This is a genomic window from Paenibacillus sp. NPDC093718, assembly GCF_050279985.1.
Taxonomy (GTDB): domain Bacteria; phylum Bacillota; class Bacilli; order Paenibacillales; family Paenibacillaceae; genus Paenibacillus_AQ.
In genome coordinates, this window is the sequence record NZ_JBNNUS010000010.1 from 211,598 (window position 1) to 233,073 (window position 21,476).

Sequence of the window (21,476 nt, forward strand, 5' to 3'; positions counted from 1 at the left end):
GGTTTAGCCCTCCAATTCATAACGGTAGTTCTCAACCACCGTATTGGCCAGAAGCTTCTCGCACATTTCTTTCACTCGCAGCTCGGCTTCCTCACGGTTGTCCGTAGCCAGCTCAAGTTCCATATATTTACCGATCCGCAGGCTTTCCACTTCCTTGTACCCTATCGAATGAAGTGCACCTTGCACCGCTACCCCTTGAGGGTCCAATACGCTCTGCTTAATCGTGACGTAGACCTTTGCTTTCAACATTGTATCCTGTTCCTCCTCGGTATATATGAATGAAATGGTTTATAAAAGCTTTACAGGCTTACACCCGTGATTCGACTGTAAATATCGCTGTAGCGGCGCGTCGTCTCCTCCACCACGGCCTGCGGCAGGGGATCCGGCTCACTGTTCTTATCCCAATCGGACGAAGCGAGATACGTGCGGACAGGCTCCTTATCCATACTGTCAATCTCAATGTCTAGCGCGTAATTCTTCTCATCCCAGAAACGGGAGGAATCCGGCGTGAAGATCTCGTCGATCAGAATGATCTCTCCATCGATTAAACCGAACTCAAACTTGCAATCGGCCAAAATAATGCCGTGCTTGCTGCAATAATCGCGGGCGAACTTGTACAGCATCAGGCTTTTGTCCTGCAGCTGCAGCGCCATCTCCTCGCCGACAAGCTCCTTCATGCGGGATAGCGGGATGTCCTCGTCATGACCGATATCGTTCTTGGCCGCCGGCGTGAAGATCGGCTCCGGAAAAGCCTCATTCTTGCGCAGGCCCTCCGGCAGTTTAATGCCGTTGACCTCTCCCGAGGACTGATACTGCCTCCAGCCTCCGCCGGTGATGTACCCGCGCACCACGCATTCGATATCGATGCGCTCGGCTTTGCGGCACACCATGATTCGTCCATCCAGCAGCTCCTTGTCTTTGATGGCATCGCCTAGGAGGTTCACGTCCGTGTGCACGACATGATTGCTGATAAGCTGCTTCGTTTGTTCAAACCAGAAGGCGCTCAGCTTGTTGAGCACGGTTCCCTTGGCCGGTACAGGCGGCTCCAGCACATAGTCAAAAGCGGAAATGCGGTCGGTTACTACAATGAGTACGTGCTCGCCCAGGTCGTACAGTTCACGAACCTTGCCCTTGTACAGCAGCGGTACGTTGACCAGATGAGTGGCGGTCGATAATGCCGGTAATGTCATGTGTTCCTCCCCTTGGGACGACATTTAGCTTAGCTTGCTTGATTAACTGTCGCTCCCTATATTTCTGACGGATGATTTTATCTCAACAGAGCGTTTGTGGCTTGTTCATCACTACGAATGCGGATTATTTTTCCGATCCCTGTTGCCCCCAGATTTCCTTGAAAATATGATACAAAGATTGAAATCCGGGGGCAAAGGGGACCGCTGGCGCTTCTCCAAAACAATTCCGCCTTCTCCGTTGTAGAAAATGATCTTCTCTAGAGCTTATATGAATGTGGATTAATCCGTTTCTAACCCTACTCCAACCCCAGCTTGGCAAAAATCGTATCCACATGCTTCAGGTGCCAGCTTGGATTAAATGCATCTTCGATCTCTTCGGCGCTGAGCACCTCGGTGATCTCAGGCGTGGATTCCACGATCTCGCGGAATTGACGCTGCTCTTCCCATGCCTGCATGGCCCGAGGCTGAACGGTGTCGTACGCTTGCTCGCGGCTGAAGCCCTTGTCGATCAGCTTCGTCATGATCCGGCCCGAGAAAGGAACGCCGAACGTGCGAGCCATGTTGCGCTTCATGTTCTCCGGGAAGACCGTCAGGTTCTTCACGATGTTGCCGAAGCGGTTCAGCATGTAGTTCAGCAGCATCGTAGCGTCCGGCAGGATGATACGTTCTACCGAGGAGTGGGAAATATCCCGCTCATGCCAGAGCGACACGTTCTCGTAAGCGGAAACCATGTGGCCGCGAATGACGCGCGCAAGACCCGAAATGTTCTCCGAACCGATCGGATTGCGTTTATGCGGCATCGCAGAGGAGCCTTTTTGTCCCTTGGCGAATGCCTCTTCGACCTCGCGAACCTCACTCTTCTGGAGTGCGCGAACTTCGGTAGCGAACTTCTCGAGCGAAGTAGCGATGAGCGCAAGTGTTGCCATGTATTCCGCATGACGGTCGCGCTGCAGCGTCTGGGTCGAGATCGGCGCCGGCTTCGTGCCAAGCTTACGGCAGACGAATTCTTCAACCGAAGGATCGATGTTGGCATACGTTCCAACGGCTCCGGAAATTTTGCCGTACTGCACGCCGTCGGCCGCATGGCGGAAGCGCTCCAGGTTGCGGATCATTTCTTCATGCCACAGCGCCATTTTCAAACCGAAGGTTGTCGGCTCTGCATGCACGCCATGCGTTCTGCCCATCATCGGGGTATGCTTGTAGGCCAGTGCCTTTTCTTTCAAAATGCCAATAAAACGCAGGATGTCCTGTTCCAAAATATCGTTGGCTTGCTTGAGCAGATATCCCATCGCGGTATCCACCACATCCGTCGAAGTCAAACCGTAGTGGACCCATTTGCGCTCCTCGCCAAGACTTTCCGACACCGCACGGGTAAAAGCGATGACATCATGGCGGGTTTCCTGCTCGATTTCATAAATCCGATCCATATTAAAGGTTGCGTTCTGGCGCAGCTTAACGGTATCTTCCTTCGGAATGACGCCGAGATCCGCCCATGCCTCGCATGCGCACAATTCCACTTCCAGCCATGCTCTGAATTTGTTCTCCTCGGTCCAAATCGCCCGCATTTCCGGTCTGCTGTAACGTTCAATCATCGTTTAATCCTGCCTCCAAATATTCATTTTCTCTACCCATTCGAGCGCGTCATCGACATCCCCGCACAAGAGGTTGATATGTCCCATCTTGCGGTTAAACTTCGATTCGCTCTTGCCGTATAGATGAAGCTTAGGCACAACGCCGAGAGACTCTGCAAGCGCGTCGTGCTCTCCAAAACGCCGTACCGCTTCCTCCAGATGCTGTCCCAGGAGGTTCACCATAACGACCGGGCTCAGCAGCGTTGTGTCCCCGAGCGGCAGATCGCAGATCGCTCTCACATGCTGCTCGAATTGAGAGGTTGAGCATGCCTCCATCGTGTAGTGACCCGAGTTATGCGGACGAGGTGCAAGCTCATTCACATACAGTTCCCCATCCTCGGTCACAAACATCTCGACAGCCAGCAGGCCAACAGCTTCCAAACCTTCAGCCACGCGTTCCGCGAGCTGGCATGCTTTGCGCTTTACTTCGCTCGTCACGCGAGCAGGCACAATCGACAAGTGCAAAATATTGTTGACGTGCACGTTCTCTGCCGGGGGAAAGCTCTTCACGATGCCGCTGGGCGTACGCGCCGTAATCACGGAGATCTCGCACGCGAACTTCACGAACTTCTCCAATACCAGCTCCGTCCCACTGGCAGCCAGCTCTTTGTAGGCTGATTCCAGCTCATCTTCGCTGCGGAGAACCGCTTGCCCTTTACCATCATAACCTCCCATGGCGGTCTTAAGCACGCACGGAAGTCCAAGTTCAAAGGCGGCGGACTGTAAATCTTCCAAGCTTGTTATTTCACGATACGGCGCAACCGGCACACCGGCCGCTTCAATCGCGGCCTTCTCGCGCAAGCGGTGCTGCGTGGTGTACAGCAGCTTGCTTCCCTGGGGAACATAAGACTGCTCCTCCAGAAGCTGGGCCACGCCCGCATCGACATTTTCGAATTCGTACGTAATGACATCGGCTTTCGCCGCGAGCTGCCGGGCAGCCTCCACATCGTCATAACGGGCCGTAACCTGCTCAGCCATCTGGCCAAGCGGGGAGTTCGGCGTCGGATCGAGGGTGACGAACGAATATCCCATCCGGATCCCGTCCAGCGCGATCATTCGTCCGAGCTGGCCGCCGCCAAGCACGCCAATGACGGAACCTGGCAGTAGCTTTTTGCTAGAGACCTTCGTCTGCTGTGCTCCGTTCCCCATCATAGGTTATCGCTGCTTTCCAGCACTTCGTCACGGATACGGTCCCGGCGCGCTTGCACTCTTTCCCGAATCCCTGCATCCAAAGTGCCCAAAATCTGGGCTGCGAGCAATCCGGCGTTAGTGGCTCCCGCTTTACCGATCGCTACGGTTGCTACCGGAATGCCGCCCGGCATCTGCACGATCGACAACAATGAATCCAGCCCCTTCAGCGCTTTCGATTTAACCGGAACGCCAATAACCGGCAATACCGTCTTCGAAGCGACCATTCCGGGCAGATGAGCGGCCCCGCCAGCTCCGGCGATAATGACGCGAAGCCCCCGGCCTTCCGCTTCCTCGGCATAACGGAACATCAGGTCCGGCGTCCGGTGAGCGGATACGACTTTTTTCTCATATGGAATTTCAAGCTCGTCTAGCACCTGGCATGCATGGGACATCGTATCCCAATCTGATTGGCTTCCCATAATGACTCCTACTTGTGCTCTCATGAGTTACCCCCGCTTTCTTCGAAATTCGACTATAGTATGGTTAACTGCTGAAAAAAAAGTCCGATCCCGTAAACACAAAAGCTGTGCAGGTCTCGGACATACAAGGATTACGAACGCTGCTGCCTGCGTCAAGCAGAAGAGTCTTGCGCATCCGCCGCCAAAGAGGCAAACATAAAACCAAGCCCCGTCGTAGCCGCACCGTTTGTATTCCCTCGTAGTCCGAAAATTTACGGTTTCCGGGTAGAGACTTCCGGGCCATATCCCCGGCTTTATACGAGAAATATTAAATTTCATCAATCACGCTTTATAAGTTGTTTTGAACCTCAACATCCTCAGTTTATCAATTTCTGACACCAAATGTCAACCTAAACACGAACAATCGGATTTACTGAAAAATTAATGTTCGTATCTAGGGAGTCAGCATACAGCAGCAAAAACTTCTTGGAGATTGGGGTGGGCATCTGTCGAAGATGACAAGCTGTGCATGTGGAGCACTGGCGGTCGCTGCGCTGACGCATCGTGATTCCGATCGCTGTTAAACACGGGAAACTGGATTGAACAATACAGGGTTGTTTCCCGTGTTTAAAGGCGAACGCTGGCGCTTCTCCATCCACGATTCGTCCGCTCCGCTGGAGCATATTCAACGAGTTTTTTTGCTGCTGCATAGAGGGTAAGGGAAAAGTATTATCGCAGAATAAAATAAGACCGTATTCTGCTCTTTAATTGTAATTACTTACAAGGAAGATGAGGGCGGATGTCGAAATCTTATTGTCCGACATTTATATTTGAACGCGCAAACAGAATCTATTTCTTAGGAGGAACCGATGACGATCTATCTTGTAAGGCATGGTCAAGATGAAGAAGGGGACCGTGGAGGGTGGAGTCAGCGCGGGCTCATAGACGAAGGGATCAGGCAAGCGGAGAAGCTGGGGCAATACTTGAACGAATACAAACATGATTTTAATATCCACCGGATCGTGTGCAGCGATCTGCAGAGAGCCTATCAGACTGCTGCCATCATTGCCGATAAGCTTGGCCTCCCATTTCGTAACTCTGAGGGTTGGAGGGAAATGAATAACGGTCTGCTTGCTGGAATACCCAACTCTTTAGCGGAAGAAAAATTTCCCGGGTTGTATTTTTCCAGCTTACGGATGGACGAAAGATACCCTGGCGGTGAGAGCCCCCGGGAGAATTTTGCGCGGATTAAGAAAACCTTCACGAGGTTATGCCAGGATCAGCTTGCAGTTAACGATCATGAGAATGTGTTGGTTGTCACTCACGGCGGGGTTATCAATATCATTTACCATATGATGAAGGATATGGCATGGAGTAATAAGAACCCGTTCTTCCCGGCGGCAAATACCGGGCTGCACAAGATTGAATACCGCGGCGGGCGTTGGGAACTTACCCTGGAGAATGCAACACCTCATCTATAACCGAAAGAAACTGCCTTTCCCATCACGCCCTGTTCACTGAAAAAAGCATAGTTTACTGCTCGCCATACTTGATTGTATCTACATATTGTTTGGCTTCAACCAAAGACAATCCTAATTCTTCCCTTACAATTTTAATCGCTTTAATATCCTGCCCGTCGGCCAGCAGCTGTCTGACATGATCATGAACCGGCGGCTCGGGTATTCCTAGTTGGTTTGCGATTTGATTTAACGTGTTCTGCTGCTGTTTCATTCGCTTCTCCATCGCCGTCATTCGGCTGGAGACCATAAGACCGACCAGTACAACTAATATAATTAGAACATAAATTTCCATACGAACCTCCTCTAACAACAAAGCACCTACCCTCCTCACGAACCGCTGTTAAAAGAAATATGTCCTCGACGTACTTTCTCTGAAAATGGCTTTAACGGAAGTTTATTCTCCGAGTTAAGAATAGGGAGCCTCTGACGTTAAACTTTCTTATCTCTATAAAAAAGGGACGCCTAAGCGTCCCAACAATTTATTTTACTACAAGTACCGGAATCTTTGCATGCTGCACTACATTATGGCTGACGCTGCCCAGTACGAACTCGCGGATGCCGCCAAGACCGCGGCTGCCGATGATAATCAGGTCATTGCCGTTCTGATTCGCATACTCCAGAATGACTTCAGCCGGAGGCCCCTGGATCATCTCCACTTGGCCGGTGACGCCTGACTTCTCAATCCGCTCGCGGATTTCCTCTGTCGTCTGCACAGCAAGATCGTAGACATCTTTATTAAGTGAAGCTGGAATCGGGGCAAGCCCTTCCCCAACGAAGAAACGCGGAAAATCGTAAGCATGAATGACATCCAGCATAGCTCCCGGCGTTACCTTGGCAAGTTCAACCGCACCTCCGAGCGCTTTATTCGCTGCTTTGGAGCCGTCGTAAGCTAGAAGAATTTTAGTAAAAAGCATACAGGCCACCTCTTTCTATAGTTAAGAGACCTACTACAGTTAAAAGACCTACTACTTATTATTAAACCACTTCATACCGATATGAAACGAGCTTGCTGACTCGCTGAGATATTCCTATGTAGTTCAAATTAAACAGACTTATCCCCAGAAGTACGTGTAGAGCGCGACATTCACGACTAACAACAGCGGCACGCCCAGTTTAAATGATAAATGCCTCGTTTTATGACGCTTGCGGTACATGGCAATCCATACCCCCAAGGCCCCGCCTATGGCAGCCAGCAGAAACAGCGTTCTCTCCGGAACCCGATCCCGCCCCATTCGGGCACGCCGCTTATCCTCCGACATGACCAGGTAGGCTACCGCATTGATAAAAATAAACCAAACGATCAGTGCAGGTCTCACGTTGGTTCACGCACCCCCATTCCAACTGATCGATCTTCCCCAATCAGCCATTCGCTTTACGTTCTACCGCTATTATAAAACCGCAGGCTAATGAAGACAATGCCGGCTAAGTAATCTTAGATCATGCCCATCGATCAATGCCATTATTAGGACACGGCCGACGTCATAATTCCAACGAACCCGTGTCCGGCATAATGACAACCAGGCCATGCTCAACCACTACTCAAAACTTATGATTCATTCTTGGATATTTCATTCAGGCTCGGAACATAGTCTGCAGCCTTTTTCGGTTTGAGGGTCTTGCTCTCCTCAAGAATGCTTGATTTGTTCTGCTGGTTTTCGCTTTTTCTTGCTTTATGATTCGGCATGCAAATCACCCCCTGTCCGTAGAATGAGCCATTCTACCCGAGGTTATGCTAGCGACGGCAAGAAAATCGCTTTTCAAGCAATTGGGAGATGCCTTATGCAGATTATTCCTTCCCCTTCTGCTCAAGGGCCGCCTTTAACAGGTCACCCAGGTTCGAACCGATCGACTCCTGTTTGCTATATTGCTGAACGAGCTTCCGCTCCTCGCGTTTGTTCACATGCTTGGCATCCTTCTTCAGCGTTTCCGTAATGCCGCAGCCCAGGCACTGCACGAACAGCCCCGCCTTGCCTTCTTTCATCTCCATCTTCTTGTGGCACTGCGGACAGCGGCGATTGGACAGACGCTTCTCGCCTGAACGCTTGTATCCGCAATCGTCACTCGGGCAGACAAGCAGCTTGCCGCGCTTGGTCTTCTTCTCCAGCAGTCTTGTCCCGCAATCCGGACAGTGGCTGTTCGAGACATTATGCGGTTTGTACTCCGCTTCGCTTCCCTTCACATCCGTGACCAGCTTCTTGGTCATGTCCCGGATTCCACGCAAGAACGGTTCCGGCTTGCCTTGCCCCTTCGCGATCCGTTCGAGCTCGGCCTCCCAGCGTGCCGTGAGCTCCGGTGTTCTAAGTTCTGGAGCGACAAGCTCGATCAGCTGCTTGCCTTTGCCTGTCGGATGGAGGGTTTGCCCCTGCCGTTCGATTGTATCCGAGCTAACCAGCTTCTCGATGATATCAGCCCGAGTCGCAGGGGTTCCAAGGCCGTGCTTCTCCATCTGGGAAAGCAGCGCCGCCTCGTTATAACGCTTCGGCGGCTGGGTGCGTCCCGGTTTCAGCACGCAGCGGACCACCTTCACCGACTCTCCTTCTCGCAGCTCCGGCAGGAGCTTGCCTGAAGACTGGCCCTGAACATCGTCCTGCTCGTCGTCAGCGTCATCATCATAATCGCCGCCGTAAACCTCGCGCCAGCCGCTGTCCTTGATCGTAGTCCCTTTCGCGTAGAGCTGCTCCCCCTCAATCTGAACGGTAACCGATACGTTATCGTAGCGGGCAGGAGGATAGAACAAACTGATGAACCGGCGTACGATAAGATCGTACAGCTTGCGCTCATCCACCGACAGTTGATTCAGCAGCACGGTCTGTTCGGTCGGAATGATGGCATGGTGGTCCGTAACCTTGCTGTCATCCACGAGCCGTTTGCCCGGCGATATATTCTTGCGCAGCAGCGGACGTGCAATGGAGGCATAGGGCCCGATCGCGATGCTCGACAGCCTCTCCTTCAACGTTCCGACCATATCGGATGTCAGGTAACGGCTGTCCGTACGCGGATAGGTGACTAGCTTATGCTGCTCATACAGGCGCTGCAGCACGTTCGAGGTCTGCTTGGCCGAGAACCCGAATCGGCGGTTGGCATCCCGCTGTAATTCGGTCAAATCATAGGCCAGCGGATGCGGCTCGGTTTTCTCGCTCTTTTTCACGCTGACGATTTTACCGGTGCTGCCCTCCAGCTTCTGCTTCAGCTTGGCCGCCTTATCCTTTTCGAATAGACGACCGTCTCCGCCGGCCGGACGCCACGAAACCTCAAAATTCCCAAGATCCGCCTGCAGCGTCTCATATTCCTGAGAGCGGAAATTTACGATTTCCTTCTCCCGGTCCATGATCATCCCGAGCGTTGGCGTCTGAACCCGGCCTGCCGACAGCTGTGCATTAAATTTGGTCGTCAGCGCACGCGTCACATTCAGTCCAACCATCCAATCCGCTTCCGCCCGGCAGCGTGCGGACTCATACAGCCGGTCGAACTGCTGCCCCGGCTTGAGTGATGCAAAACCTTCCTTGATCGCCTTATCCGTCTGGGAAGAAATCCACAGCCGCTTGAACGGCTTGTTCCACTTCGCCATTTTGAGGATCCAGCGTGCAAGCAGCTCCCCTTCACGGGCTGCATCGGTGGCAATAATCATCTCACCGACGTCCGGGCGCTTCATCAGATGCTGAACCGTCTTGAACTGGTGGCTTGTTTCCTTCAGCACCTTAAGCCTTGTGTTATCCGGGAGGATCGGCAAATCCTCCAGAACCCAAGTCTGGTACTTCTTATCATAGTCCTCGGGTTCGGCAAGTCCTACCAGATGTCCAAGCGCCCAGGTCACAATATATTTCGGTCCTTCAAAATAATTCTTCTGCTTCTCGCGGCTGCCCATTACTCTGGCAATTTCCTTTGCAACGGACGGCTTCTCAGCCAATACTAATACTTTCATAGCCCTCCCCTTCCTCTGTCCCCCTATTATAACCTCCCCTCGATTGTTTCCACAAAGATAAGTCAGATCGTTTTCTTAGCCAGCCTTGTGAACGTAGGATTGGCACATACCGGACAGCCACGCTTTTTCAAATCCTCGATCGTAGAATAATCATAAGTTGCATTGCCCCTGGAAAAGAACACACGTAACCCCATATGTGCTGCAGTAATAAAAAAAGGACAGAAGTCCATGAACCATCGTCCACCTTCTGTCCCCCAAGCGGGAAGCCGTGCCCGGGGCACGGCTGTACAGTCAATATATAAGGGATGGCTGTTGTGTTCTTAACCAGGTGGACTGTAGGGCCATCGCGCCATGACAAATAAACCTCACAAAAAGTGGGTTTTTGCCAAAACACAAGCCAGAGTCCTATACAATTTGGTTAGTTAAGAACACGCACCGACATCAAGACAGCTCCCCTATTTTCAATATAAATCCCGCCGACTAAAACCTGCTGGCCATAAAAATAATATCCTTCTTCTCTTCAAAACCGTGTTTCCGATAAAAATTTTCCGCCGGAAGATCCTTTTCCGTAAGCAGCACCATGCAATGAATGTTAATCGATTTCAAATACTCCTTTATGCCATGCATTAATGCCGAACCTAGTCCGCCGCCCTGCAGATCGGTATCGATATAATACTCCTGGATACAGTATTCCTTACCGCTATACCAGCTCTTCGTATGACCAAAAGAAGCTCCCAGTATCTTACCATCCTGTTCTATAACAAATCCCAGGAATACCGGATTGTCCATAAATTCCCCGAGATATTGCTGCACATGCTGCACGGAGTCCCACTGATCGAACCAGGGTTCGCCGCTAAAGACCTTGAGCATCAGCTCGGAGCATGCTCCAAGGTCCGATTTGTCCATCAATCTCACATTCTGTTTCGTTTCCATCAAGCCGCCACACCCCATGATCTGTTAATAGTATCGAAATGCCTGACTAACCTTCACGCAAGTTCATTATTTTACAAAAAAACTTGCTATTGTCTCCTTCATTTTCGCATAATTCCGTTAATCATTTCCATATTGAATATTCATCATATAACAAAAACACCGCGAGGTCATCGCCCTCACGGTGTCTCGTTCAGCCTATAAAACGTTCATATCATGAAACGGATGATTGATCCGTTCTCATTCAATTTGGTTCCTCATCCACATACCGACCTTGCTCGGGAACGGCCAAACGGTCAAAGTCCCGAGCTAACCGTTCGAGTGAAGCCGTAAGCTCCTCACCCCGCATCGAAACTCCGTGTCCCGTGATCAGAACTCCGGGATTCAAGCTTGACAGGCGGCGAACAGACTCCCGCGCAAGATCCCAATCCGGGGTAAAATACATCGGCGGACCATGCAGCTCCTTCTCCTGTCCGATGACGGCTTGCGCCGACTCTTGCTTCACCGTAATGACCGCATCTCCAGCTATGAGGACCCGGTCCCTTTCGCGGAACAGAGAAATATGGCCGGGGCTATGGCCCGGTGTCGGCAGCCATTTGAACTCGGGAAGCCCAGGCACGCTGCCGTCCTCCGGCAGCGGTTGTATCCTGGAGCCCAGATCGATGGCTTTGTTCGGATACATCGGGGCAACGCGGGCCATTAATCCGCCGCCTACGCTTGGATCTCCTGGTGGATAGTCTTCTTTTCCCGTAAGGAATGGGAGTTCATCCCGATGAGCGTAGACAGGTACGCTCCAGCGGTCCGCCAATTCCTTCACATTCCCGACATGGTCGAAATGGCCATGGGTGAGCACAATGCAAACCGGCGGCTTTCCGAATCTTTTCTCAGCTTCTTCTACAATGGACCCTTCAAAATTTCCGAGTCCCGTATCAATCAGTACCCAGTCGCCCGTCCCCGGCGTACCGATCATCTGTACGTTCACCATAACAGTACGCAAGGATAGAATATCCGGGGTAATCTCTTCAGTCTCTACTGCACCCGTCTTTAACATGCTGTGATCATTCATAATGGAATCGCCCCCACTTCTCGTTGTAAGTGCTTCTTGTAATAACATACCCGTTTTGGCACTTTTCAACGAAGAAATAGCGATTTTTACTGAATGATTTTGTTGAGTCGGTCCAGATAACGCCACCGAGTAATAAAGAAATATATGACCTGTATGCTCAGGAAGAAGATAAAGATCTTCAAACTGTGCCCAACAATTGAGAAGTCTACCAGCTGCTGCAAGGCTACGAAGGCAACGCCGCTATGAATGAGTGCGATAAGCATCGGCAAAAAGAACATAATGACAAGCTGTTTGGTAATGATGGTGCCAAGCTCTTTTTTACTGAGGCCGACCTTAGCAATCATGCGATACTGCTGTTCGTCCCGAGCAAGATCCGCATACAGCCGGAAATAAACAAAGCTTGCCGCGAAGGTGAAGAACACAATGCCGACCAGGCCGCTAACCATAAGCAGAATGCCGTTCTGCTGCTGGGCGCTTTTCCAATCCATATACAATGATTTTACATAATAACTGTAGTCCTCATTCTCGTTGAGACGATCCAGAATCGCTCTGGATACATCCCCTGTATTCTTCCAATCCTGTACGTAAAACGTATGGTATGCCGCATAACCGTACTCCTGATTCTGTTGTGCCTGCAACGCATCCTCGTACAAGCGGTCAGATACGACCAGCGTCTCGCCGTAGGTTGCGGGTACCGCAATGAACGTTTCGGCTTTGAGCACCTTGACGATTTCCGATTTCTTGCCGTTTAATACCTCGAACTGATTATTTAAAGGACCGTTGATTCGGTAGCTGTTCTTCTCCGAGACCGTTCCCGGCGTCAAGATTCCTTCCAGGTCGCCTAATGTTTCTGCCGGGTAACCCAGTGACTGAATGAGACGGTTATATTGGCTAAGCTTAACCAGCTTCACCCCGTTATCCGAGAAAATCGGGGTAACCTCCGCCTCCTTATAATCGAATCCGCCTTTTTTAAGCTCCTCCCTGATGATATCAAGATGCCGATTCCCTTTATCAGCGTCCTCATCATACATGGAGTATGTGTAGGCATAAGGATTCTCCATGGCCGACAGCCCCGGATCTCCGATTGCGAGCGTGGTCCCGATGCCGGTAAAAGCAGATGCCGAGATAACTGAAACGAGGAAGAACATCACCGCATTGTCCTTGATTCTGTACAGGAGCTCCGAGATTGTCAGCAGATTGGTTCGACGGAAGAAAAATCGCTCCTTCTTCTGCAGATACCGCATAAAATATACGCTGAACTGGGTGAAGAGAAAATACGTGCCGATGACAACAAGAACAACTCCTCCAAACAGCAGAATAAAATTAAAGATTTGGAGAATCGCAAAAGCCATAACCATACCGTATCCGGCACCAATCAACAGGACAGCCAGCACGGCCAGCCAAGGAGAGGCTTTGGGCTGCGGTTTGGGACTTTCCTCCGCTTTCACGAGCGCAAGCAGCGTACCCTTCCTCAGCATGAACGAAGAACACAGTGCAATGAGCAGGAACAGGACGGCATAAGCCGCTGCTGTGATAAGAAGCGCTTTGAGCGGAAAATAAAACGGAAGTCCATTATCCACGGCCAGCAGCTTGGCACTGATTAACAGAATCAGTTTCGAGAACAGCACGCCCGTCCCGATCCCGGCTATGATCGCCGCAACGCCTATCAGTATATTTTCGATGAACAGCATCCGGTTCAATTGTTTGCGGGACATTCCGAGAATCAGCAGTATGCCGAATTCCTTCTTCCGGACTTTGATAAAGGCCCCTACGGAATACAGCAGGAAAAAGAACGAAAAAACAAACACAATGTACTGGGATACCGTCATGCCCATCGTACCCAGCATGGACATGGTATCACTGGAGGAGACCAGGCCATCCTTCAGCTGCGGGTGAAACGAAAGCAACCCATAGGTGAAGAAAATCATGACCGAGAAGGCACTGCTCAGGAAATGGGCGATATACGTGCGCTTGCTGCGCAGGACATTGTTAATGGCGAACTGGCGAAAATTCATGTCCCGAACCTCCCAGCAGCGACAGCACATTGATGATTTTTTGGTAAAAGGCCGACTGGCTCTCACCGTACGTGATTTCGTTGTACAACTGACCGTCCTTGATAAACACCACCCGATTGCAGTAGCTTGCAGCAACCGGATCATGGGTGACCAACAGCATCGTCACTTTGTCCTCTTTGTTTCTCCGGTCCATAATCTCCATGACGTCGCGCGCCGATTTGGAGTCCAGGTTCCCCGTCGGTTCATCGGCCAGGACCAGCTTCGGTACATGGATCATCGCCCGTGCTACGGCCGTCCGCTGCGCCTGTCCCCCCGATATTTCGTAAGTCCGCTTATCCAGAATCGATGTGATGCCCAGCTTCTCGGCCAATATACCCACCCTGCGATTCATCTCGTCCAGATCCACCCCGTCCAGCGCCAAGGGCAGCAGGATGTTCTCCTTCACCGTCAGCGTATTCAGCAGGTTGAAGGACTGAAAGACAAATCCGAGCTCACGGCGGCGAAACATCGCGAGTTTGTCCTCGGATAAACGGAATGGATCTTCCCCGCCAATGTGGATCTCCCCGGATGTGGGACGGTCGATGGTGGATATCATGTTAAGCAGCGTCGTTTTCCCGCTCCCGGATGGTCCCATGATGCCAACGAATTCCCCTTCGTTGATGCTCAGATTGATATTGGAAAGCGCCTCGTGGGACACCGCGGCCTTGTAGACTTTACCCAGATTGCGCACGTTTAGTATTTCCATCTTGTAAACCTCACCTTCGTTATTCAGATCTTGTAAGGTTAGTGTATAGCATCCGGCGGAGCTTCTCCTATCGATCACTCTTTCACCAATCTTACATCGGTGTAAGATTCATGCGCAGACCCACTCAGAGTACGTCACGGTTGTGATTCTAAGGCCGCTTCGAGTACGTAACGTTCCTACGATCGCTGTTGCCCCCGAATTTTTCTGAACGATTACGCTGTGGTAAAAATTCGGGGGCAAAGGCGACCGCTTCGCTTCTTCGGAATCGTTTCGTCCTCTTTTCGCTGGTGCGTGACGATGCCTACTCATGATTTAAAACAAAAGAAAGAACCTTATCTCAGGGCTTCATGATGTTTCAACAACCATCTTTTACCCCAGATAAGGTGCTCTCATAAAGTATTTAGGTAATTTACTGTACGCTTCATAATCTATGAATAACTTAGATATAGTCTGACTGACCCTACTCGGCTTCATCCAGACCGTCATCTCGATCTTAAAACAACCAACAACTTACTCGACATCTTAAGCCTTAGCCAGTCAGACGCCAACAGGACTCTTATTGCCAGTCTCACCCCGAAAAAATCAACCTCACGGTCGTTCCTTTCCCCTGCTCGGATTCCAGCTCGATTTGGTGGTTCATTTTATGAACGACCTCCTTGACGAGATATAAGCCCATGCCGGTGGATTCCTTCAGCTTGCGTCCGTTTTCCCCGGTATAGAACGGGTCGAACACCCGCTTCATGTCGGATTTGGGTATCCCCATCCCGCGATCCGTGAAATCCAGAACAACATGTCGGTGATCCTTGCTCCGGTGGGCTTGGATCGTCACTTTAAGGCCGGTACCGGCGGAATATTTGACGGCGTTGGACAGCAGCTCCAGCATGATGAACCGAAGCCACTTGGCATCCGTCTGGACGAAGAGGTCCGGATCGATCCGGACTTCCGGATACACATGGCTGTGAATAAAGTAGCGCTTGTTCTCGTGAACTGCATCGACTGCAATCTGATGGAGCTTCACAGGCTCCACGCTGAAATCCTGTTCAAAGGTTTCGAGCCTGGACATGTAAAGCACCATCTCAAGCCCGCGCCGAATCCGGTCGGACTCTTCGGATATACTCTTGAAGGAATCGTTATCATCCTCTTGCGTGATCACCTCAATGACGGACAGCGGCGTTTTCATCTGATGTACCCATTGATTCATGAAGATCATATGCTCTTTCCGCCGGCGCTCCCACTCCTCCATGACCGTGCGGTATTGACGGTATTGCTCTTCCATGAGCTCGCTAAGGGCTGTGGGCAGCGGGGCCGATTCATTATGCTTGATCGATTCCTCCAGCGACCTGATAGGCTGCGACAGCCGCTCGTAGAAATCCCGGTGCGTGAAGTACCGGAATGCCAAGTATCCGCCCAGAATGGTCAGACCGAGGAAAACGGCATAGGCCGCTGTCACCGGATGATCATAACCGTCATACCAGAATACGAGCACCACCACAAACAACTCGGCGACCGTAAATAGTATCAAGGGTAGTTGCTCACGCCAAAACAGCTTTTTCATAGCGTTCCCTTACCTCTTCCAAACCGTGTGCAGGCGATACCCTGAGCCACGGACCGTTTCCAGCGCATTCTCAATCCCTAACTCCGCAAGCCGTTTGCGCACCCGGTTAATATTCACGCTGAGCGTATTATCGTCAACGAACGTATCATCCCACAGCTTCTCCAGAATCGTCTCGCGCGTGACCAGCCGGGGGCTCCGGCTGAGCAGCGTCTCCAGGAGAATGGATTCTTTTTTGGTGAGTATGGATGTCCGGTCCTCAAGGATCAGCTCCATCCGTTCGGGATACAGGACCAGCCCGTCCTTCTCAACCGTACGCTCGGCGGATGCTGCTGCATAATCGCCGTATACCCGTCGAAGCTGGCTGTGGATCTTGGCGATGACGATATCGTAAGCAAACGGCTTGGTGATATAATCATCCGCGCCGTTCTCCAACGCCCGTAACTGATCGGGAGTCCCGTTCCGAGCGGATATGAAAATAATTGGACAGGTCGATACCGACCTGATCTGGCGGCACCAATAATAGCCGTCAAAGCTTGGCAGATTCACGTCGAGCAGAACAATATGCGGCTTTATCTCATGGAATCGCTCCAGCACATGATCGAAATCCTCGATGATGGTTCCATCATTTCCGTACCGTTCGATATGCGATTGCAGCAGCCCCGCCAGCTTGGGGTCATCCTCAACAATCATGATTTTGTACATCCGTTCACCCTCCACGAAGCGTCAGGCCGCTCTTTCCCTTCCGAAAGAATTCGCCTGATGGTTTATGATTCTCTAACGATAGCCGCTTCAAAAAAGTTGGTTCCGTCCGGCGATATGCCCTGCACATACACCCTGTTGTTCTCTTCCGCCGAACGTCTGATCAGCATCGTATCCTTCAGCCTGGCCTCGTTATGATATGTAATCTTGAAGCCGGTCACTTGCCCTTCCCGAAGCTCCTGCTCACTCAGCACGTCAAAGCACAGGTCTGCATAACGGGCATTATTCAAATGACCATTCGTATCGATTCCGCTGTACCGGACCATGTACGTATAAGCCTCTTCCAGCTGTACACCTTCCGGTAATACGGCTTTGCTTGGCAGTTCTCCAACTGTTTCCTCACCGATCGGCACCTCATATGGAAACATGGACGGACGCAAAATTTTCCGTTTATGGATATCCACCAGCGCCCATACCGAGCGGGCTTCGCCAAGCATTTCTCCATCGCCGTTCTTTATCCGATAATCCCGGTGCCACAGCGCTCCTTTGGACCCGCGGCTCCAGGTGTCAACATCTACAGTGTCCATATCCCTTGGCATCCGCTGCATATCAAGCTCAAGGGTTATCAGCATCCAGCCCATTCCCCGCTCGATCATCTCCTCGCGACTGATCCCGAGCGCCTCAATATGCCGGTCAGCCGCTCTTTGCAAAATACTGAGCAGCGAAGACCAACGGCAATCCCCTTTAAAATCCGCATCAACCGATTGAATTGTATATTCTTCAGTCCATTTCTCAACCATGAGTCCCATGCCAGCTCCTTTATTATTATCACCTAACGATAATTCAAGCATAATCAAAAGCCCCGCATTTATCAAAGAACGACACGATATTTTGTCTGCTGGAAAAATGTGATTTTGTCATCATCCGGTTTAAAAGTCACGTCTTTGGTTAATAGTAAGGCACAAACAACTATAACTTATACGAGGTGATTAACAATGAGTTTTCTTTGGTCATTAATCGTTGGTGGGATCATTGGTTGGATTGCAGGCTTGATTATGGGCAGAGACATTCCCGGCGGTATCATCGGTAACATCATTGCTGGTTTTGTCGGTGCTTGGCTTGGTGGACTTCTGCTCGGATCATGGGGACCGGAAATGGGAGGATTCTTCATCCTGCCTGCTCTGATCGGTGCCGTGGTGCTTGTCTTTATCGTCAGCCTGATCATGGGTTCGATGAGACGCGGCCGTTCCTAACTTGATTGAACAGAATTAAGGCTTTCATGGTACGATTTACCGGCAACTGCCACCATTCAGATTACGCAGCGGTAATTCCACAACCAAACAGGGTGACCTATTCGCCATCATGGCGGTAGGTCACCCTGTTTTACATGATCCTTCTTTTTATAAAAGAGGAAGTCCTTGCTTCTTCGCATAATTGCCCCAATGTGGCCTGCGGCCATCGATGTCGCTAAATCCGTATTCATCCGACAAATCCCAGCTGGTGAGTGCCTTGCCGCTCTTGTCGGCTACATTCGGATCGGCTGCCAGCGCAGCTATGCCCTGCGCCAGAAAATACGGGGTCTCCGACTCGATGAAATGCGGCTCTTGCGCTGCGGCATCCTGCCAATTGACTTCCGTCACGCCAAAGTGATCCAGCATTTGTTCGGAACGCAGAAATCCTGGTGTAACGGACAGCGCTGTTACCTGATAGGGACGCAACTCTTCCGCCATGGCAGCAGCCAGGTGGATCGCCGAAATTTTTGCCAGGCTGTAGTACAGGTTCCCGCGATACCGATACGTAGATCCATCCGTAACTTCAATGACCAATCCCCCGCCGCTGTCCACCATCAGCGGAACACCGTAATAACTTGTGATCATGTGTGTGGTAACCGCCCGCTCCTGCATCAGCAATCCATCGGACAGAAACTGCTCCCAGAACGGGATATTCCAGTGCGTGAGGTTCTCGCCTCCCCATATATCGTTAACGAGGATGTCCAGCCGTCCTTGCTGCTCCTCGCGAATCCGTTCAAACAATGCCTTGACCTGCTCCTCCACGGTATGGTCACATTGCACGGCGATGCCGATTCCACCCCGCGCCGTCACCATATCCGCCGTGTCATCAATCGTCTCAGACCGCTTGATATCCGATACCTGACCTCGTACACTCCGTCCCGTGCAATACACCGTTGCCCCTGCTGCACCCAGCATCACCGCAATGGCGCGGCCAGCCCCACGGGTCGCTCCGGCAACGACGGCTACTTTACCTTGTAATGGCTTATGCTCATTCTGATTCATAGCGTAACCTCCAACCTGTATACTGAATATTCGCAACATCCTTATCGTATCAGTCATATATGACATCCCTTGTCTTATATCCGTGCTACAATACAATTATCTTCTACAGATATTAAAGAGGTGACTTGATTTGAGGGCGGATCGTCTATTGTCCATTATGCTGATGCTACAGAACGGGGGTAAGAAGAATACCCGTTATTTAGCGGAGCAGCTCGAGGTATCGGAACGAACGATCATTCGCGATATGGAAAGTCTAAGCTCGGCCGGTATTCCCGTCTATGCGGAAAGAGGCTCCCTCGGCGGTTGGGTGCTGGAAGAGAGCTACCGAACGAACCTGACCGGGATGACGCCTGATGAACTCATCTCCCTGCTGGTCTCCAGTCACAGCCCGCTGATCGGGGATCTTGGAATCCGCAAGCAGTTTGATGCGGCCTATCAGAAATTATTGGCCTCTTCCCCCAGCTCCGTTAGGCAGGACGCCGAAATCATTCGGGAGAAAATCCATATTGATGGCGCAGGCTGGCACTCCTACCGCGAGTCGCATCCGTATCTTACAGTGCTTCAGGAGGCGCTGTGGCTGGATCGTATCACCCGAATCCAATATATGAAGGGGGAGGAGCGGGCCGAAAGAATCATTCATCCGCTCGGGCTGGTTGCCAAACGCAGCACCTGGTATGTGGTCGCGGAATCCGAAGGCGAAATGAGAACCTACCGTGTATCGAGAATCATGGATGCCGTCATGTCCGAAGATACCTTCGAGCGGCCGGCCGATTTTAATCTAGCCGAATATTGGGAGGAGTCGCTGGCACGGTTCATGCAGAATCTCCCGCAGTATCCGGCACAGGTTCGAATGACCGTCTCTCTGATCAAACGCTTTGAGCGGGAGCGATACGTCAAAATAATCCGCTGCGACATGGAGAGCCAGCACGACGGGTGGATTGCGGCCGATTTGGAATTCAACACCTTGGAATCGGCTTCGGCATTTCTTCTAAGCTGCGGAGCGGAAATCGAGGTGATTGCTCCACAAGAGTTGCGAGAGCATGTCAGCACAGCCGCAAAAGCCATTTCACAGCTGTATGAATAGATCATAAGAAAAACGTCGACCGACGTACTTTCATTCTGATATCTATAAAAGAGCACCAGACAAACGCCCCGAAAATGGAGGCTTGCCTGGTGCTCTTTGCTTCGTGATATGAGCCATCATGATTGAATGGTGTGGAGAGGCTTCAGGTTGGCTTCAATCTGTTCCCGCTTCGGCTCCAGAAACGGCGGCAGCGCAAGGGATTCGCCGAGATGATCGATATGCTCATCCGTGTCAAAGCCCGGACCGTCGGTGGCCACCTCGAACAAAATACCGTTAGGCTCTCTGAAGTACAAGGAACGGAAGTAGAAGCGATCGACAAACCCCGAATTCGAAAAACCCACATCGCCAATCCGGTCGATCCATGCCCGGAGCTCCTCCTCGTCCTCTACGCGGAATGCAACGTGATGAACGCCGCCCCGACCCAGCCGCTCCTGCGGAAGGTCCGTTCGTTCCTCGACGTGCACTTCCGCTCCCGTTCCGCCTTCCCCTGTCTCAAAAACAAGGATATCCGGCTGCCCGTCTACAGGCGAGGCATACTGACCTCTGTAACGGAAGCCCATCAGCTCCGTCAATACTTTCACGGTCTGCACTGGATTAGGCACGGTAAGCTGCACTGGACCTAAACCGATAATGGCGTATTCCGCCGGAACCGGTCCCTTTTCCCACGGGATGCCCCCAGGAACTCCCTCATTATGTTCATCCGAAACCAGAATGATGCGCTGCCCCTCAAAATCCCTGAAGAGAAGTGTCAATCGGCCGGCACGTTCCTTGATCTCCTCGCGTTCTACCCCGTGTTCATCCAGCCTCCGGGTCCAGTATTCCAAAGCGCGGTCACTGGGCACGCGAAGGGATGTTGCCGAGATGCTGTTGTTTCCCTCACGGGTCCGACCGGCCATCGGAATTTCGAAGAAGGTAAGCTCTGTCCCGGGGTTTCCTTTTTCGTCGCCATAAAACAGATGATATACGGATACATCGTCCTGGTTCACCGTCTTCTTAACCAAGCGCATGCCGAGCACCTTTGTATAAAATTCGAAGTTCCGCGAAGCCGCAGCCGTTAACGCGGATACGTGATGAATTCCTTTAAACTTCATGACTTCAACCTCCATCTATATGATTTATTCGTCATTAATGAAACCATGTTACCATTCAGGCACCTGTACTGTTTGTTAAAAGCCTTATTCGAAAAAGCAACTTCATCCTTGCTTCTTTAACTTATCTTGTGTATCTGTTGCTTAA

The 21,476-nt window shown here is 51.4% G+C and carries 22 protein-coding genes and 1 riboswitch; of the genes, 3 read left to right on the forward strand and 19 right to left on the reverse strand.

Annotated elements, in window-relative coordinates:
• Nucleotides 1–3: 3 nt before the first annotated feature.
• From purS to purE, 5 genes are all read right to left on the reverse strand, one after another.
• Nucleotides 4–249, reverse strand: a complete 246-nt coding sequence (gene purS / locus ACQKPA_RS26290; RefSeq protein WP_427495431.1) for a phosphoribosylformylglycinamidine synthase subunit PurS — start codon at nucleotides 247–249, stop codon at nucleotides 4–6.
• Nucleotides 250–299: 50 nt separating this feature from the next.
• Nucleotides 300–1,190, reverse strand: a complete 891-nt coding sequence (locus ACQKPA_RS26295; RefSeq protein WP_427495432.1) for a phosphoribosylaminoimidazolesuccinocarboxamide synthase — start codon at nucleotides 1,188–1,190, stop codon at nucleotides 300–302.
• 296 nt (nucleotides 1,191–1,486) lie between these two features.
• The gene (gene purB / locus ACQKPA_RS26300; protein ID WP_113061551.1) at nucleotides 1,487–2,782 is read right to left on the reverse strand and encodes an adenylosuccinate lyase; all 1,296 of its coding nucleotides are present in this window, start codon (nucleotides 2,780–2,782) and stop codon (nucleotides 1,487–1,489) included.
• Nucleotides 2,783–2,785: 3 nt separating this feature from the next.
• Complete coding sequence (purK, locus tag ACQKPA_RS26305; RefSeq protein WP_427495433.1) at nucleotides 2,786–3,973, reverse strand: 5-(carboxyamino)imidazole ribonucleotide synthase; 1,188 nt, start codon at nucleotides 3,971–3,973, stop codon at nucleotides 2,786–2,788.
• The gene (gene purE, locus ACQKPA_RS26310; protein ID WP_427495435.1) at nucleotides 3,970–4,455 is read right to left on the reverse strand and encodes a 5-(carboxyamino)imidazole ribonucleotide mutase; all 486 of its coding nucleotides are present in this window, start codon (nucleotides 4,453–4,455) and stop codon (nucleotides 3,970–3,972) included. Before purE ends, purK begins: the two co-directional genes overlap by 4 nt.
• Nucleotides 4,456–4,650: 195 nt before the next feature.
• A riboswitch (purine riboswitch) is annotated at nucleotides 4,651–4,752 on the reverse strand.
• A gap of 527 nt (nucleotides 4,753–5,279) precedes the next feature.
• Here purE and ACQKPA_RS26315 point away from each other — a divergent pair.
• Complete coding sequence (locus ACQKPA_RS26315; protein WP_427495436.1) at nucleotides 5,280–5,891, forward strand: histidine phosphatase family protein; 612 nt, start codon at nucleotides 5,280–5,282, stop codon at nucleotides 5,889–5,891.
• 52 nt (nucleotides 5,892–5,943) lie between these two features.
• Here ACQKPA_RS26315 and ACQKPA_RS26320 read toward each other — a convergent pair whose 3' ends face one another.
• From ACQKPA_RS26320 to ACQKPA_RS26375, 12 genes are all read right to left on the reverse strand, one after another.
• The gene (locus tag ACQKPA_RS26320) at nucleotides 5,944–6,222 is read right to left on the reverse strand and encodes a winged helix-turn-helix transcriptional regulator (RefSeq protein ID WP_427495437.1); all 279 of its coding nucleotides are present in this window, start codon (nucleotides 6,220–6,222) and stop codon (nucleotides 5,944–5,946) included.
• 187 nt (nucleotides 6,223–6,409) lie between these two features.
• On the reverse strand, nucleotides 6,410–6,844 hold the full coding sequence (locus tag ACQKPA_RS26325; RefSeq protein ID WP_427495438.1) for a universal stress protein: 435 nt from the start codon (nucleotides 6,842–6,844) through the stop codon (nucleotides 6,410–6,412).
• A gap of 138 nt (nucleotides 6,845–6,982) precedes the next feature.
• On the reverse strand, nucleotides 6,983–7,246 hold the full coding sequence (locus tag ACQKPA_RS26330) for a DUF1294 domain-containing protein (RefSeq protein WP_076325616.1): 264 nt from the start codon (nucleotides 7,244–7,246) through the stop codon (nucleotides 6,983–6,985).
• Nucleotides 7,247–7,476: 230 nt separating this feature from the next.
• Complete coding sequence (locus tag ACQKPA_RS26335) at nucleotides 7,477–7,614, reverse strand: hypothetical protein (RefSeq protein ID WP_181469949.1); 138 nt, start codon at nucleotides 7,612–7,614, stop codon at nucleotides 7,477–7,479.
• 102 nt (nucleotides 7,615–7,716) lie between these two features.
• Entirely contained in the window at nucleotides 7,717–9,852 is a 2,136-nt protein-coding gene (locus ACQKPA_RS26340; protein WP_427495439.1) for a DNA topoisomerase III, read from the reverse strand.
• A 480-nt stretch (nucleotides 9,853–10,332) separates the two neighbouring features.
• Entirely contained in the window at nucleotides 10,333–10,785 is a 453-nt protein-coding gene (locus ACQKPA_RS26345; RefSeq protein WP_427495440.1) for an N-acetyltransferase family protein, read from the reverse strand.
• A gap of 241 nt (nucleotides 10,786–11,026) precedes the next feature.
• Entirely contained in the window at nucleotides 11,027–11,848 is an 822-nt protein-coding gene (locus tag ACQKPA_RS26350; protein WP_427495441.1) for an MBL fold metallo-hydrolase, read from the reverse strand.
• 86 nt (nucleotides 11,849–11,934) lie between these two features.
• Entirely contained in the window at nucleotides 11,935–13,863 is a 1,929-nt protein-coding gene (locus ACQKPA_RS26355; RefSeq protein WP_427495442.1) for an FtsX-like permease family protein, read from the reverse strand.
• A complete protein-coding gene (locus ACQKPA_RS26360; protein WP_427495443.1) occupies nucleotides 13,838–14,608 on the reverse strand; it encodes an ABC transporter ATP-binding protein in 771 nt (256 codons plus the stop codon). Before ACQKPA_RS26360 ends, ACQKPA_RS26355 begins: the two co-directional genes overlap by 26 nt.
• 568 nt (nucleotides 14,609–15,176) lie before the next feature.
• On the reverse strand, nucleotides 15,177–16,163 hold the full coding sequence (locus ACQKPA_RS26365) for a sensor histidine kinase (protein WP_427495444.1): 987 nt from the start codon (nucleotides 16,161–16,163) through the stop codon (nucleotides 15,177–15,179).
• 9 nt (nucleotides 16,164–16,172) lie between these two features.
• The gene (locus tag ACQKPA_RS26370) at nucleotides 16,173–16,865 is read right to left on the reverse strand and encodes a response regulator transcription factor (RefSeq protein WP_427495445.1); all 693 of its coding nucleotides are present in this window, start codon (nucleotides 16,863–16,865) and stop codon (nucleotides 16,173–16,175) included.
• A gap of 62 nt (nucleotides 16,866–16,927) precedes the next feature.
• Entirely contained in the window at nucleotides 16,928–17,662 is a 735-nt protein-coding gene (locus tag ACQKPA_RS26375) for an acyl-[acyl-carrier-protein] thioesterase (protein ID WP_427495463.1), read from the reverse strand.
• 195 nt (nucleotides 17,663–17,857) lie between these two features.
• On the opposite strand from ACQKPA_RS26375, the gene ACQKPA_RS26380 reads away from it, so the two are divergent.
• Nucleotides 17,858–18,115: a GlsB/YeaQ/YmgE family stress response membrane protein gene (locus ACQKPA_RS26380; RefSeq protein WP_006208269.1), complete on the forward strand. Its 258-nt coding sequence runs from the start codon at nucleotides 17,858–17,860 to the stop codon at nucleotides 18,113–18,115.
• Nucleotides 18,116–18,262: 147 nt separating this feature from the next.
• Here ACQKPA_RS26380 and ACQKPA_RS26385 read toward each other — a convergent pair whose 3' ends face one another.
• Nucleotides 18,263–19,156, reverse strand: a complete 894-nt coding sequence (locus ACQKPA_RS26385; protein ID WP_427495447.1) for an SDR family oxidoreductase — start codon at nucleotides 19,154–19,156, stop codon at nucleotides 18,263–18,265.
• Between the two features lie 130 nt (nucleotides 19,157–19,286).
• On the opposite strand from ACQKPA_RS26385, the gene ACQKPA_RS26390 reads away from it, so the two are divergent.
• The gene (locus ACQKPA_RS26390; protein ID WP_427495448.1) at nucleotides 19,287–20,240 is read left to right on the forward strand and encodes a helix-turn-helix transcriptional regulator; all 954 of its coding nucleotides are present in this window, start codon (nucleotides 19,287–19,289) and stop codon (nucleotides 20,238–20,240) included.
• 116 nt (nucleotides 20,241–20,356) lie between these two features.
• Here ACQKPA_RS26390 and ACQKPA_RS26395 read toward each other — a convergent pair whose 3' ends face one another.
• Nucleotides 20,357–21,331, reverse strand: coding sequence for a ring-cleaving dioxygenase (locus tag ACQKPA_RS26395; protein ID WP_427495449.1), 975 nt, complete (start codon nucleotides 21,329–21,331; stop codon nucleotides 20,357–20,359).
• Nucleotides 21,332–21,476: the final 145 nt, after the last annotated feature.